This is a genomic window from Bacteroides sp. AF20-13LB, from assembly GCF_003603065.1.
GTDB lineage: Bacteria > Bacteroidota > Bacteroidia > Bacteroidales > Bacteroidaceae > Bacteroides > Bacteroides uniformis.
Genome location: NZ_QTMH01000003.1, coordinates 41,566 through 57,389, shown reverse-complemented (window position 1 = coordinate 57,389; position 15,824 = coordinate 41,566). Strand labels below are relative to the sequence as shown.

General features: G+C 46.7%; 7 protein-coding genes. All 7 read right to left on the bottom strand.

Annotated features, from left to right (window positions below):
* Positions 1-969 carry a glycoside hydrolase family 43 protein gene (locus DWX62_RS03870; protein WP_120172597.1) on the bottom strand — a complete coding sequence of 323 codons (969 nt, stop codon included), beginning with the start codon at positions 967-969 and terminating at the stop codon, positions 1-3.
* A gap of 3 nt (positions 970-972) precedes the next feature.
* Positions 973-1,941 carry a glycoside hydrolase family 43 protein gene (locus tag DWX62_RS03865; RefSeq protein WP_005826146.1) on the bottom strand — a complete coding sequence of 323 codons (969 nt, stop codon included), beginning with the start codon at positions 1,939-1,941 and terminating at the stop codon, positions 973-975.
* Positions 1,942-2,185: 244 nt separating this feature from the next.
* Positions 2,186-4,828 (bottom strand): family 43 glycosylhydrolase, encoded by a 2,643-nt coding sequence (locus tag DWX62_RS03860; protein ID WP_120172596.1) that lies wholly within the window; start codon positions 4,826-4,828, stop codon positions 2,186-2,188.
* Positions 4,829-4,912: 84 nt separating this feature from the next.
* A complete protein-coding gene (locus DWX62_RS03855) occupies positions 4,913-6,490 on the bottom strand; it encodes a RagB/SusD family nutrient uptake outer membrane protein (RefSeq protein ID WP_005826150.1) in 1,578 nt (525 codons plus the stop codon).
* Between the two features lie 22 nt (positions 6,491-6,512).
* Positions 6,513-9,524, bottom strand: coding sequence for a TonB-dependent receptor (locus DWX62_RS03850; protein WP_005826152.1), 3,012 nt, complete (start codon positions 9,522-9,524; stop codon positions 6,513-6,515).
* A gap of 300 nt (positions 9,525-9,824) precedes the next feature.
* Positions 9,825-13,778 carry a hybrid sensor histidine kinase/response regulator transcription factor gene (locus tag DWX62_RS03845; protein ID WP_120172595.1) on the bottom strand — a complete coding sequence of 1,318 codons (3,954 nt, stop codon included), beginning with the start codon at positions 13,776-13,778 and terminating at the stop codon, positions 9,825-9,827.
* Positions 13,779-13,883: 105 nt separating this feature from the next.
* Positions 13,884-15,701 (bottom strand): sugar-binding domain-containing protein, encoded by a 1,818-nt coding sequence (locus DWX62_RS03840; RefSeq protein WP_005826156.1) that lies wholly within the window; start codon positions 15,699-15,701, stop codon positions 13,884-13,886.
* Positions 15,702-15,824 lie beyond the last annotated feature (123 nt).

Genomic DNA, 15,824 nt, shown 5'->3' with positions numbered 1-15,824 from the left:
TTACTTTTCGGGTGATGTACTGCCCAATACCTGCGGACGGATAAGAGAGCCACCGATAGAAACCGTTCCCTGGTCGGAAATGGCAAAATCCTTGATATACGAAGTGCGCGGCTGTACTTTCGTGGAATCCCAATGTGCATGGAAAATGTATTTCCAGCTACCGTCCTTACAGCAGAAGGGTGCTCCATGACCGGTACCCATCAAGCCGTCGGCATGTTGCAGAATCGGATTTCCCTCGTATTTCTTCCACGGTCCCATCGGGCTGTTCGAAGTCGCGTAACCCACTCCGTAGTTCTTGCTTTCAAAGTGATTGGCTGAATAAACCAGGTAGTAGACACCCTCTTTCTTCAAAATTGAAGGACCTTCGGCCACCTTAGCAGGCTTGTCCTGCGAAAGTTCCCAAGGCTCTCCCACCTTAATGCACTCTGTCAGTGTTTCCTGCTTAATGCCGGTCAAATCATCGTTCATCTCTGCCACCCAAATAACGTTGCCATCTGTAAAACGCACGAAATAAAGGTAAGGCGTACCGTCATCATCAATGAATAGAGAGGTATCGATACTCTTCTCATCCCATATCGGCTGCTTCACTTCCTGACGGAACGGGCCTTGGGGAACATCTGCCGTTGCCACGCAGATATGCTCTTCGGTGGAATAGAACAGATAGAACTTCTTCTTCGACCCGATGTAGTAGACTTCCGGTGCCCAGAATCCCCACGTGCCGTAGGAGTCGGTAGCCGACAATGCCTGGCCTTCACGCGTCCAGCTTTTCAGGTCATCGGAAGAGAAGCAGGCAAAGCCCTCCCCCTCCACCGTACCTCCGGTGCCGTAAGCATAATACTTGCCGTCGTAAAGCATTACGTAAGGGTCGGCAATCGGCAGATAGTCTGATTCTACAACCGTCTTCTCCTTGCAGCCTGCAAAGCAAAGACAAAGCAACAGCAGCAATATATAATTCTTCTTCATATCCATCTCTTATTTTACTATTTTGGGTGTCATATAGTCCTTGCTGATTCTCATGCGGTCCACACCGTCCACTTTCTCGAAAGAAACGTCACTGATGTACATGGCGCGCGGATGGATGCTACTCTTGTCCTTATGGGCATGGAAAACGATACGAAGCTTGCCCGCCTTGTCGGTGAAGGTGGCACTGTGCCCCACCCCAACCAGTTCTCCGGGTTTCTGCAGCAAGGGATTCTCCTCGTATTTGGTCCAGGTACCCATCAAATCGGTAGCTGTGGCGCAACCTATGCCGTAGAAAGGACTCTCATAGCTGTTGGCGGAATAGGTCATATAGTAGAGTCCGTTGTGCTTGATGACAAACGGACCTTCATTCACGCGGGGCCACACTTCCTCCCATGCCTGAGAGACGTGGATGCAAGGGTGCATGGTCTCCTTCTTGATAGTCATGAGGTCTTTCTCCAATTCGGCCACCCAGATGTTGAGCCCGTCGTTGAAACGGTCGAAGAAGAGATAAGGCGTGCCGTCATCATCAATGAACAGAGAGTTGTCAATGCATTTCTCATCGGCAATCATCGGTTCCTTCTTACTTTGGGTAAATGGTCCTGCAGGTGAGTCTGCTGTTGCCACACAGATATGCTCGTCTGCCGAGTAATACATATAGAACTTCCCGTTCACTTCGTAGACCTCCGGTGCCCAGAACCAGCGATCGGCCCAGACATCCTTCTTCTGGAGCGCCATGCCCTTATACTTCCAAGTCTTCAAATCATCGGAGGTATAGACTTCGATGCCGTCATCCGCATGGGTGCCATAGGCATAGTAAGTGCCATCGTGCAACATGATGAACGGGTCGCCCAAAAGCACCGGCGTTTCAACTCCTTCGACAACAATATCGTCCACATCCTTATAGTCTGAAGAGCAGGACTGGCAGGAAGCCAGCGTGGCCAACAGAAACAGATACATACATATAAAATTCTTTTTCATGATTCTTTCTTAAACAATTGTTATGATGATAAATATTTACTTTCAAGAAGATGTTCCGTTACACCCGTATATTGAACCCTATTCAGTCGTATACTGAATCCTATTCAATCGTATACTGAAATACATTCAGTCGTATACTGAATCACCCCAGTCCATCACACTGATTCACAAGGAAATACAAACACCGGCTTCTATATACATCTTTCATTACATATATACGGAACGGCACATCCCACGATCGCGTCTAATCGCGCCTCTGCCCTACATGATAATACAACGTACCGCTATAAACCGGAGAGCCGCCCTCCGAACAGAATCCGATGCGGGATGCAGGGTAGCGTATATCCAAAGCTCCCAGCTCCCTGCCGTCGACAAACAGATACAGCTTGTCTGCACGACGCACGGCACGAAAATTATAGGATTCCTTCCACAATTCATGTACACCTATCTTATAGATATGGCGTTCCAAATCCTCCGCCTCCTTGTTGATGAAGCGGATGCCTTCTGCCTTTACCGGAGTAAAGGTACAATAATTATATGCAGGATGTTCTGCTATCCCCCTATCTTTGTTTTCTATCGGATGCCATTCGCCGCCATTCAGGTATTCTATGTCGAACTTGCCGAACATGTCATCCACAAATTCGGATTTATTGCCTGCTTCGTGACGATTCAGGTAAAGTGTATCCAACCATGCAGGTGCGGCAAAACGATAACCTTTCTCAATGAAGTCGGTATACTTCACATCCGGATAGAGCGTTTGCAGGCATCCCAACGGGAATTCCTTCTTCCAGGCAGTTTTCCCTTTCTTCACGGCTGTCACCTCAAGCATACGGGTGATGCCATCGAACTGAGCCTTCACATAGTTATCCTTATCCACATAAACCGGATAGCTTCCTGCCTTGTCTTGTCCGGACAAGCCGGACAACTGGAAGCTGAATTCATAATCGTTCAAGAAATCGCCCTTCAACAACTCCTCATTCCCCGAAAGCTGGAAATGCACATCATCGAAGCCGATGGTATAGGTAGCCCCTTCGAACAAGGCAGACTTTGTCTCGTCAAATACTCCGGGAACACCCGCTTCTTCTACCGGAAGAGCCTCTGCAAAGACATGTCTCCCCGGTGCGGGAATCTCATCCAGCCAAATCTTCAGACAGCCACCGTTACGCTCAATGCGCAGATGATGGTACACACCCCAACGGAAATCTTCAGGCAGGGCATAGGATTCCTTATTTTCCTTACCGCCGACAAGTGTACGCAGGTACCAGCTCCGGTTCTCGGCATCCAGACCGACATAGGCACAGTTATCCGCATCCTTCCACCAGGCAACGATGCCGGCTCCACCCTCGGTCTTGACTCCCGTCTCGAACAAGTAAGCCACGGACGGCTGTACTTGTTGCAACACACCGAACGAAGCTGTCTCGCCTTTACCCGCAAAGGTAGGCATCGAAGGTTCGGGATGATAACCTGCCGTGCGAGGGCCGGTGATACCATCCACAAACAACGTCTTGTCGAAGAACTGGACACGGTTGATATATTGCCCCCGATGCTCATCGTTCTTGTTTGCCATATAAATCAGCCACCATTCAAATCCGTTGGGGCCTCTCAAAATATTGGGCTGACCGGGAGTCATCAGAATATCATCGGCAATACCGTCTTTCATATCGAACAGAGAAACGTCGAAGAATTGCGAACGTCCCTTGTTTGTTTCTACGGCAAGCAGATTCGTGCCTTCCTTCAAAGTAGCACGCAGCTTCTTGTCCAGGTTCACGATACAATAATCACGCCCCTGCTTCTCGTAGACAAGTGTTCCGTTCAGATAAATCCGGGTATCTCCGTCGTGAGCGACACGCAATGCCAGGTTGCCGGTTTCGCTACCGGCAGAGAAAGTCTTTCGCAACCATAAGGAGGGCGTATTCCACAAGGTGCCCAGATGCCGGGTGGTGGAACCTTTCACTTCACGGGACGAAAAGCCGGTCTCCCCCCTCGCCCAGCCGGAGTCATCGTAGGTCGCCTTTGTCCAGTCGCCCTCCGGCTTGTCCTCCGTATAAGCAAACAACGGCTCATATGTGCGGCCATACCGCAATAAATCCACTTGCTTCTCCTCCAGTTGTGTCTGATTGCAGCCTACAACCGGATAGCTATATTTATTACCATTTTGAAAACCTAAAGGAGAGTCTGCCTCAGCAACTCCCAACTGATAATTGCCCCACTCTGTAGAGGTGTGGTTGGCATTATACATCATATAGTAGCGGCCTCTATACTTCATGACCCACGGTCCCTCCGCTACTCTGTTATCCATCGTTTCCCATGTATCCGGCAATGAGGCGAACTGGCACACCGGTTCACCGGCAAATTCTGCCGGGTTCTTCATTTTACGTCCCCATATGGTATTTCCATCAGTAAAACGTACCATATACATGTATAGTTGTCCATCATCATCTCTGAATATTTTGGGGTCGATACGGTTATCCATCCATGTCTTCTTGTTCGGCTCTGTGTAAGCGCCCAGGGCATCTTTGCTCTGCGCATGTACAATGTGAACGGCATGCTTGTCCTTCCCCCAATAATTGACTGACCAGTACAAATGAAAATCTCCATTCAGATAGAACATGTCATTGGCATGAATCTGGTCATCTCCGGCTCCGCTGCCTCTGGTCCAGTCATTGTCCATGGATACGACATGGATAGGTTTCCCCCAATGAACCAGGTCATCGGATACATAGAAATCCCCGTTTGTACGGACCCCTCCAATATAATATTTGCCATTATATTTCATTACGCCGGCATCCGCCACTCCCGGAAGTACCGGATTCTGGATGTTCTGCGCAAACAAGCTGCCGCAGCAAGCAAAAGCGAATGGTAATAGTAGTTTTTTACAGACAAGCATATGGTATAAGATTTAAGAAAGAAAAGGCTATGCCGGAAGCATCCTAAATGAGAACAGGCTTCCAGGCATAGCCTTCTTTAGTTATTAATAGTTAGGATTCTGAGTAAGATGTGCAACACCACCTACTGTGCTGTTTTCCACCTCATCTCTTGGAATAGGCAGACGTCTGTGCTTGCCGACAATAAAGTTGTCAAAGTCCTTGTCACGAGCTTTCAGTTCATCAATTCCAGCCTGGGAATCAAGTAATCCCCAACGCTTCAAGTCAGCCCAACGCCAACCTTCGAAACAGAGTTCCAATGTACGTTCCATCTGCAGACGCTTGATAAAGGCATCTTTAGAGCTCAAGCAGTCTTTCCACTGACTGTCTTCCAACTTGGCCAGACCGGCACGTTCTCTTACCTTGTCCACATAAACAGCAGCATCGGCAGGATTGGTTCCCGTTTCAACAAGACACTCTGCATAGTTCATCAGTATATCTGCGTAACGCATGATACGATAGTTGTTACGGGCAAAATAATCTTCTGCACTACGATAGTACGAAGTATTGTATTTACGGATATAGCAGTCTTCCGGGTCAGTTCCCCAACCGTCATTCCAATCGGCATTTTCAAATCTATAGTAACTTTTCGGCTGGTCGGGGAAGTCTTGTGAGAATCCACGGTACAAAATGCTACCGTACAAACGCAAGTCGTTCTTTCCGTCCACACGCTTCTCTTTCAAGAACTCGTCTACCAGCCAGCGGCGTGCCTTACCGTCTCCCCAACCTATACCACTCGGAGCATAGAACTGAGTACGCTGGAAACCGAATGCCATACTGGCGTCATTACCCGTGCCACCCTTGTTCTGGTCATCGAACTGAATTTCAAAGATGCCTTCCTTGTTGTTCTCGTCCAAGTCGGTGAAGTTATCCTCACGGTTGGCAATAAGACCGTACAAAGAGCCCTCTTTATCAATCAGCCATTGCAACTGTTCCTTTGCCTTGTCATACTTATGTTGTTGCATATAAGCCTTGCCCAACAATGCCTTGGCAGCACCTTTGGTAGCACGTCCCAGATTGGCAGCATCCCAAGATTCCGGCAAATACTGCATGGCAAAAGTCAAATCTTTCTCTACCTGGTCCCATATTTCCTGCTCGGAAGCATCTTCCGGTATATAGGAAGCATCTTTAGGCTCCAACGGCATAGTTCCTTTATCCCACAACAGATTTACCTGAAAATACCACAATGCACGCAAGAAAGAAGCTTGTGCCAGTACCTGGTTTTTCGTCGTCTCGTCCATTTCAATAGAAGGAACATGAGCCAACACCTGATTACAACGGAAAATACCTACATAGAAATGCTCCCAATGTATGTTGTTGCCTTCATAAAAATTATAGTTGTTGTAAAGGAAACGTGTCCAGTCGCCCAATTCAATCCAAGGAGAAGAACTCCATCCTTCGTCCGAAGTCAAATCATAGCGGAAAGAGAGCCAACGCATCCAAGTACCTTCCTTATAAAGAAAACTGTAGCAGGCATTCACACCGGCTGTCGCATCTTCCGGCTTATTCCAATAAGTATCATTGGTCACTTCATTGGGATTATCAATATCCAATAAACTCGAACTGCATCCGGTGCACAACGTCAAGGCACCTGCAAGCATTAATCCATAATATATCTTTTTCATAATTTATAAGCTGATTTATAAGTTAAAAGGTCAAATCCAATCCAAACATTACCGAACGGGTATTGGGATATGCAAAGCTGTCCGTACCACTGTTCCAAACGGAATTCGCACCCTTGAAGTCAGGATCCAAGCCGGAATATCCGGTGATGGTAATCAAATTGCTGCCGGTAGCAAACAGACGGAGCTTCTCGACTCCCAAATTCTTCAACCAATCTTGTCTGAAGTTATATCCAATGGAAATGTTCTTCATACGGAAGTAAGAGCCATTCTCCAGGAAACGGTCGGCATCACGGGAGTTGCGGAAATCACCGTAAATGATACGCGGGGTATTGGAGTTAGGATTTACCTGGTAAGGTTCTTCACCCTTTTTAAAACGGATATAGTTGGAGTTGTCTGCAAACAGACGTCCTTGCCAGCGGGATACGTTGTATATCTTATTGCCGAACTGACCATTCCACATCATACTGAAATCGAAGTTCTTCCATTCTGCATTGAATACCAATGACATTTGCATCTTGGCCCAGGGGCTACCACAATAACCACGGTCGGCATCAGTAATCTCTCCATCATCATTCAAATCGAGATACTTGACATCTCCCAATTGAGGACGCTTTCCCTCAATCATAATGGGGGTACCCGTAGATGTCACATAATTATCAATCTGTTCTTGTGTCTTGAAAATACCGTCTGTCTTTCTCAAATAAAATTCAGCCAAAGATCTGCCCGGTTTGGTTCTTGCCTGACCGGAATCAATATAATCCCTATTAGTACCATCACGGCCCAAGCTCAATACTTCGTTATCCATAGTAGTCACATTCAGCAAAGCGCTATACTTAAAGTCCGAAATCTGGTCTTTCCAACCAAGTGTAAACTCGAAGCCCTTGTTGCGCAAGCTGGCAGCATTTTTCCATGGAGAACCTCCTTGGTTACCGGTAGAAATGGCAATCGGAGTCTCTGCCAATACATCACTGGTCTTTGAGTTGTAATACTCTGCGCTGACAGTCAAGCGCTGGTTAAGGAAGCTGGCATCAAAACCTACATTCACCGTTTCTTTCGTTTCCCAAACAAGACCTGCATTCACAAGTTTCACCTGAGTAGAACCCGGAACAATAGCACCTCCGAATACAGTTACAATACTCTGATTGATAGTTCCAATATAATCCCAATCGCCAATGGAAGAGTTACCAAGACGGCCCCAGTTACCTCTAATCTTCAAATCATTAATCCAAGGCACATCAAAGAATTCCTCTTTTGAAATTCTCCAGGCACCGGAGAATGACGGGAAATTACCCCAACGGTTTTCCTTAGCCAGACGGGAGGTTCCGTCACGACGGAAGGTGGCAGTCAGATAGTATTTATCATCATAAATGTAGTTCGCACGTCCCAAATAAGAAATCATCGCATTCTCACTGATACTGTTTGAATTCTGCTGGTTGCTTTGTCCGGCATTCAATACAGTCAGATAATCACCGTTACCCAACATCGGGAAGTTCAGACGGGAAGCCCACAAGCCTTCCCATTCATGGTGCTGGTAAGTAGTACCGACTACAGCATCCACATGATGCTTGCCAAAATCCTTATTGAAGTTCAACGTGTGCTCAATCAACATGTTGTAGGTATTGTCACGCGCCTTCTGGCTTTCCGGATCACGGTGTTCCTGATTCTGAGTCCAGTTACCTTCTCCACGGAACCATGAATTCTCATAAAAGTAAAGGTCAATACCACCATTGAATTTATAGGAAAGGAATTCGAATGGCTTGAATTCCAACCATAAAGAACCATTCAGACGATTCTGGCGGAAATGACGGTATTCCAAATCTTCACGGGCAATCGGGTTCACACCAAAAGTATTGTATTTGGCAGCATCACCATAGCCATATCCACCCGGATTATTCTCATCATAGATAGGAATAGTAGGCATCATACGCAAAAAGTCATTGTAGGTATTGGTCTGGTTCGGGTCTGTGTTTGTGAGTGAATAAGCCAAGTTTTCACCAAAAGAGAACCAGCCCTTTTTACCTTGTGTATTGACACGGAAGCTATAACGGTCGAAAGTATTTCCATAAGAAACGCCGTCATTGTTATAGTAGCCGGCTGATACAAAATAACTACCGGAGTCACCGCCACCGGAGAGTGATACGTTGTAGTCCTGCACCAATGCGGTCTTCAACACTTCATCCTGCCAGTTGGTATCATACTGTGAGTGTTTCTGAGTGCTGTTTACAGTAGCAATGCCATCTTTGATAGCTTCATTATAGGCAATATCATTATACTTGATATATTCTGCCGCATTCATCAAATCAAATTTCGGGCTCCATTCCAATGTTTCCTTTACGCTTACATTCACCTTCATGGGACCTTTCGTACCCTTCTTGGTAGTAACGATAATCACACCATTGGCAGCACGCGAACCGTAGATGGCAGCAGCAGAAGCGTCCTTCAGAATCTGGATGGATTCTGCATCTGCAGGGTTGAAGTCAACTCCCGGATCTGTAATCATACCATCAATTACCCACAACGGAGAGTTATTACTCAAAGAACCGACACCGCGAATTTCAATAGAGGCATCTTCGCCCGCCCTACCGCTACTGCGTACGTTAATACCGGTTGCCAAACCCTGCATCTGGCTGACCAGTGTTCCTGCAGCGCTTTTCTTCATTTCCTTGGTATCAACAACGGCAACCGCTCCAGTCAAGTCGGACTTCTTCACGGTCTGATAACCGATGACAACCACTTCTTCCAGTGCTTTCGAATCATCTTTCATCACCACGCGCAAGGCAGTTCCCTTATAGACAACTTCCTGCGTAAGCATACCGATATAAGAGAAAACGAGTGTACTTCCTTTTTTTCCACTCACTGAGAAATTACCGTCAATATCGGTAATGGCACCCGTGGTAGTACCCTTCACCAATACATTCACGCCCACCAAAGGCTCACTATTTGCATCCGTCACCGTTCCCGTTATGGTCACATCTTGTGAATAAGCGGTAGCTGCAAACACAACAAAGAATAAGAATAAGATTTTCTTGATCATTTTTTATAGAATTAGATTTTAAAACTATGCGGAAACTAACGCCCGCTTTTTAAATACACCGCAGAAAGTGATTAGTCACTTCTGCCAATCATAGAACATTGATTAGGATTTGTTACGTCATAGGCATAGGGGTCATAGTATTATAAATTGTTGGCTTTCGGATGCAAATATATCCGCATAAAGCTAAAATTAATGCAAATATCGCTTCAATCTATGCAATTATAAATCCAAAAAATGCCCCTGAGAGACACCTCAGGGGCATTTGATTGGATTGTTATATTTAGCAAGCATTCCATGCTATCATTTCACGAAGTCTTTGGGCAGAATACCAAATTGTTTTTGGAAGCACTTGGTAAAATAGGAAGGAGTATTGAAGCCGGTCATATAGCAAACCTCATTGATTTTACACTCTCCTTCCTTTAAAAGCTGCGCCGCTTTCTTCAACCGCTCCAGACGGATGTAGTCATTGGGAGTCATATCCAATATGCCCTTTATCTTCCGGTTCAGGCTCGACCGGCTCATGTTCAGCAGGCTTGCCATATCATCCAGGCAGAAATCCGGATTCTGCATATTGGCAACCACCACTTCCTTCAATGTTTTAAGGAAAGATTCATCTGCCTTTGTCATTGCCATACTGCCCGTCTGCACAAAGGGAGAATTGACAAAAGAAGCCCGTAGCTTCTCACGGTTGTTCAGCAGATTGGCCACACAAACTTTCAGATATTCCACGGAGAAAGGTTTCTCTATATATACGTCAGCCCCCAGCTTCATTCCCTCTATTTTGGCTTGAAGAGTCGTCTTCGCCGTAAGCAGGATAATCGGTATATGGCTATAGTCAAGCTCGGACTTCAGATGCTCGCACAGCTCCAATCCATCCATCTCGGGCATCATAATGTCTGAAATGACAAGATTTACAGTATGTTCCTTCAACACCTTCAAAGCTTCCACCCCATTCACGGCAGTCAGCACACGATATTCCGAAGAGAGCTGTTTCACAACAAATGCCTGCATTTCCAGACTGTCTTCCACCACCAAAAGAGTATACCGGTGCTGTTCCAAGGCAGTACCTGCACCACTTTCCTCAGAGGATTCCCCGCCCGTTACCGGTTCTTTATGCTCCATAGCCACCGTCTGCTCGTGCTTCAGCGGAAGTGACAGCAGGAAACAGTTGTTCTCCATCGAATCTTCCATGCACAACGTACCCTCATGGAGTTCGGCCAATGAACGGGCAAGTGCAAGCCCGATACCGGTGCCGGGCACAGAGCGCAAGGTACCGGTTTTATACTGGATGAACGGCTTGAAAATCTCCTCGCGCATCTCTACCGGAATGACAAGGCCGTCATTGCATACAGAAAGCAGCAGTCTTTCACCTTCCGAATATAGCCTGATGCGTATATAGGTCTCCGAATACTTTATCGCATTGGTCAGCAGATTGCTGATAATCTTGGTAAGCCCTTCCCTATCAACCGAAGCATACAAGCTTTCGGGAGTCTCTATACTCAATGCCAGCCCCCTTTCACGTGCCAAAGGCTTGAAACGCTTATACGTCTTCTGCAAGAGCTCAGACACGTCGCATTCCACAAAATTCAATTGGAAGCCTTGCGTCTCCGTCTTCCGGAAGTCCAGCAACTGGTTCACCAAATCAAGCAGTCGGTTGGTGTTCAGTTCCATGGTCTCCAAATCATCCCTGATGTCATCCGAAACAGAACGGGAAGCCAATACATTCTCGAGCGGACTCTTTATCAGTGTAAGCGGTGTACGTATCTCATGCGCCACATTCGTGAAGAAGTCTATCTTCGCAGTATACAACTCCCGTTCCTTTTCCCGCTCAAACTTGTCCATAGCCTGCTGATGCTTCTGCCGGGTCCGTTTTCTGAAATAGATAATTACAGCAGCCAGTGAACATAACGCCAATACCGTATAAACAGCATACGCCCAAGTGGAGAGATAGAAAGGAGGATGAATATGGATGTCGAGCACACGTTCCGTCGCGTTCCACTTGCCATCGCTGTTGGAACCTTTTATACGCAATGTATAGCTTCCATAAGGAAGGTTTGAATAGTTGATGATGGAATTCCGCCCTACCGTATACCAGTCGCGGTCAAAGCCTTCCAGCTTACATTCAAGACCATTCATTTCGGGTGCCTGGTAACTCAGGGCTGCAACCTGAAAAGAGAAAGAATTCTGGTCGGCATCCAGCTCTATCTCATCCGCATAGGTGATGCTCTTCTCCAAAGGAGAATCCGGACTATCCACCGAAAGCCGTTTGTTGAACAGATAAAAATCTGTAATCACTACGGGAGGGAGAAAAGTGTTCTCCACAAAAGTTTCCGGGTCAAAGGCTATGAATCCGTTGATACTTCCCAAATAGATGCGTCCCTTCTTGTCAATGTAACCGGACTGGAAATTAAATTGGTTGCTCAGCAGCCCGTTTGCCGTGGTATAGACATGTTTGCTCTCCGTATCGGGATTGAAGCAGACCAGACCATAATTGGAAGTAATCCATAAGTTACCCCGCTTATCCTCGACCATCTTGTAGATAGTGTTGCTCGGAAATCCTTTCGACATGTCATAACGGGTAAAATTGTCCGTTTCCGGATTGTAGCGGCAAAAGCCCTCACCCAGCGTCATGAACCACAGACGCTTCCTGCTGTCTTCGTAGATACTGATTACCTTATTGTAGGGAAGAGAGGTCGAATCATTCTCATTAGACAGATAATTCCTCCACTGCTGGCTTCTTACATTGTAGCAGAACACTCCATTGGAGAAAGTAGCAAACCACAGATTTCCGTTGAAGTCCTCCAGAATGTTATAAGTAAACATATTCTTCAGCTGAGGAATCCGGGTAAAGTCATCTGTAGAGCGATTGTACTTCAACAGACCGGACGTGGTGCCTATCCACACATCTCCCGTAGTGGTCCTGCAAATGGTAAAGGCGTCATTGGCGACCATGGAATTCTCACTCTCACCCTTGGCATAATGTTTCACCTGCCTGGTCCGAAGATTCACCCGGTTCAGACCACCGGAGAACGTACCCACCCACAAATCATCCCCGTCCAGGCAAAGGCCGTGGACATTCTGATAAATGGCCGGATGCTCAAAAGGCTCTATCTTTCCGTTTTCCGGATTGTAATTGAACAAGCCTTTGTCTTCGGTACCTATCCACAAGGTGCCATCATTACTTTCACAGATTTCCCGTACACGACGGCCGAAATGCCTGAGATTGTCTCTCGGATAGAATTTCTCGAAATAAGTCCACTGATAAGGACAATAATTCACTCCACCGAAATAAGAACCTATCCACATGCCGTTCTCCTTGTCGCAACAGAGCGAATAAATGGCATTGTCCGACAATGCATACAAATCATCCTGGTCGGGAACGGTTAAATGGGTAATCTTGTCATTCGTCAGATTGTAAATATACAAGCCGGACTCTGCGCCCACCCACAGCTCGTTGTCAGATTTGAACTGCAAAGCCCTCACATAGGTGTTCAGCAGTTTCCGCGTCTTGCCTGTAGTCTGATTTATCTCTGTCAACCCGTTCAGCGAAGCGATATACACGCAGTTATGGGGTCCGCTGACCTGCCAGTTGATAATATCATTCTTGAAAATCTCATTTCCTTCCGCGTCCTTGAAAGGCTGCAGAGGAGTTTCAAAGTCAGCTTTCGTATAGTAAAGATTATCCGCATACAAGGCCAGCCAACACGTATTCCCATTCAGCCAAAAGCGGGTTACATTGGGCAGTCCCGAATCGTGCAGATGGTTCAGCAGCCTCCCTTCATCCGGTTTATAGCAGAACAACCCCTGGTTTTCTACCGATATCCAGATATTATCGTCCTCGTCACTTCCAATCATGGTGACGAAATCCCTGATGATACTGCCGTTATCACTGGCCTCATCGAAAGCGGTAAAGGAATCCAGTACCGGGTCGTAAATAAAGACTCCCCCATCGGTACCAATCCAGATATTTCCCCGGCGGTCCTCGTAGAGCGCAGTTATGAAGTTCTTTCCTAAACCGGAGTTCTCTTTCTTGTAAATACGGAAAGACAATCCGTCATAACGGTTCAGACCGTCCTTGGTTCCGAACCACATAAAGCCTTTCCTATCCTGCAAAATCTGATACACGGTGTTCTGCGAAAGACCGTTCCGGATATCCATCGTTCTGAAATAGTAATGAACAGCATCCTGCGCACAGACCGGCAATACCGCCCATAGGCACAGACTAAGGAAAAGCTTTATAATCAATCGTTTCATAACAACATTTTTAATGTACAATTTACCATTTACAAAGTACAATTTAACTATGCAGATGACAGCGCAGCCAAATTGTACTTTGTAAATGGTAAATTGTAAATGCCCCTATTTCTTAAGTGAATTGCAGATACGTGTATTTATCTCTTTCACGCGTTTCTCATCCAGCTTTATCACCTTGCGGTCGTAAGTCATCAGACCGTTCACTTCCACCTCCACATCCGTGGTCTGTGTATAGACGGCTGCCGAGAAACCTCTTTTTATCATCTGATACAGCATATCGGCATATTTCACGTACTCATCAGTCACTTCTTTGGAAGAGTTGAACTGAACATATCCCCAGTTGCGGTTCGGTTCCCAGATATGGTCTTTCAAGACAAGGCCGATGCCGCCATACTCACCCAAAACCGTGGCACGCTGTGCATCATACAGATACATCTCCGGTTGGGGATAGTTGTGGAGGTCGAGCATGTCACCGCAAGTATAATGGTTACCGCCACTTGCCGGATTCACCAGACGGGTCGGGTCATACTGTTTCGTCCATTCGGCTATCTCTACCGTCTTGAACTGCCCCCAGGCTTCGTTGAACGGTACCCATGTACCGATACACGGATAAGAGTAGAGACAATCCATTATTTCCTTCCATTCCTTGTGATAATAGGCTTCGGATTCGGCGGAGCGTTTCAGTTCTGTTCCGTCGAAATAGCGGCGGTTCTGCCATTCCGGATTACGGTCACCGCTCGGCATATCCTGCCATACGATGATACCCAAACGGTCACAATGTGTGTACCAACGTGCCGGTTCCACCTTGATATGCTTGCGAATCATATTGAAACCGAAATCTTTCGTCTTCTGTACATCATACAGCAAAGCCTCGTCTGTGGGAGCTGTATACAGTCCGTCGGGCCACCAACCCTGGTCCAGCGGTCCAAACTGGAACAAAGCCTCGTTATTTAGTTCCAGGCGTACGATGCCATCCGCGTCACGACGGGTGGAGTACTTACGCATGGCAGCATAGCTGTCCACCTTATCCACTACTTTGCCTCCGCTTTTCAGAGTCACTTTCAGCGTATAGAGGAAGGGGGAATCCGGACTCCACAACTTGGCATTCCGGGGCATGGACACCTCCACCGGCTCTGCATTGATACTTTTGCCGGTGGCTACCAGTTGATTGCCGTCATACACATTCACTTCCACAAAGTCGGAAGGACATGCACTATTCAATTCAGCCTTCACTGTCAACAGATTACGGTCAATATCGGGAGTGATACGGAGGTTCTTGATATGTTTTCCGGCAACCGGCTCCATCCATACCGTCTGCCAGATACCGCTTACGGGAGTGTACCAGATACCTTCCGGATTGCTGACCTGCTTTCCACGGGGTTGAGGTCCTTTATCCGTTGGGTCCCAAACTTTTACGACCAACTGATTATTGCCTTTGCCAGAAAGGGCGGCAGTAATATCGAAAGAGAACGGAGTAAATCCCCCCGTATGGCTGCCTACTTTCACATCATTCACCCATACATCCGTTTTCCAGTCGACAGCGCCAAAGTGCAACAGCACTTGTTTTCCCTTCCAGGCAGAAGGAATTTCAAAACTGCGCTGGTAGACCAGTTCCTGGTTTTCATTGATTCTTTTTCCAACTCCGGACAAGGAGGATTCGATGGCAAAAGGAACAAGTATCTGCCCTTCGAACTCTGCCGGAAGATGCTCACCTTTATTTATAACGGCATAATTCCACAGTCCGTTCAAGTTCTTCCAGTCACTCCGTTCCATGATGGGACGAGGATATTCGGGCAACACATTCGCGGGATTGATCTGGGATGCCCAGTCCGTTTTGATTTTATCACCTGCCGGCTTCCATTGCGCCGAGCTTCCGATTGCAAACAACGTCAAGAATGACGATATGAGGAAAAATCTTCTCATAGTATTATAACTTTTTATTGGTTTCTACGAAAGCAAAGATAAGCCGATTCAGAAAAAAAGAATAGAAATTTCGAACCAATAAATAGTATTTTTGTGGAATATCAAGGTATTACCATCTCATTT

Bases quoted from the DNA above. Each gene is read 5' to 3' on its own strand.
- DWX62_RS03870 (WP_120172597.1), bottom strand. From the start codon at position 969: ATGGATATGAAGAAGAATTATATATTGCTGCTGTTGCTTTGTCTTTGC.
- DWX62_RS03865 (WP_005826146.1), bottom strand. From the start codon at position 1,941: ATGAAAAAGAATTTTATATGTATGTATCTGTTTCTGTTGGCCACGCTG.
- DWX62_RS03860 (WP_120172596.1), bottom strand. From the start codon at position 4,828: ATGCTTGTCTGTAAAAAACTACTATTACCATTCGCTTTTGCTTGCTGC.
- DWX62_RS03855 (WP_005826150.1), bottom strand. From the start codon at position 6,490: ATGAAAAAGATATATTATGGATTAATGCTTGCAGGTGCCTTGACGTTG.
- DWX62_RS03850 (WP_005826152.1), bottom strand. From the start codon at position 9,524: ATGATCAAGAAAATCTTATTCTTATTCTTTGTTGTGTTTGCAGCTACC.
- DWX62_RS03845 (WP_120172595.1), bottom strand. From the start codon at position 13,778: ATGAAACGATTGATTATAAAGCTTTTCCTTAGTCTGTGCCTATGGGCG.
- DWX62_RS03840 (WP_005826156.1), bottom strand. From the start codon at position 15,701: ATGAGAAGATTTTTCCTCATATCGTCATTCTTGACGTTGTTTGCAATC.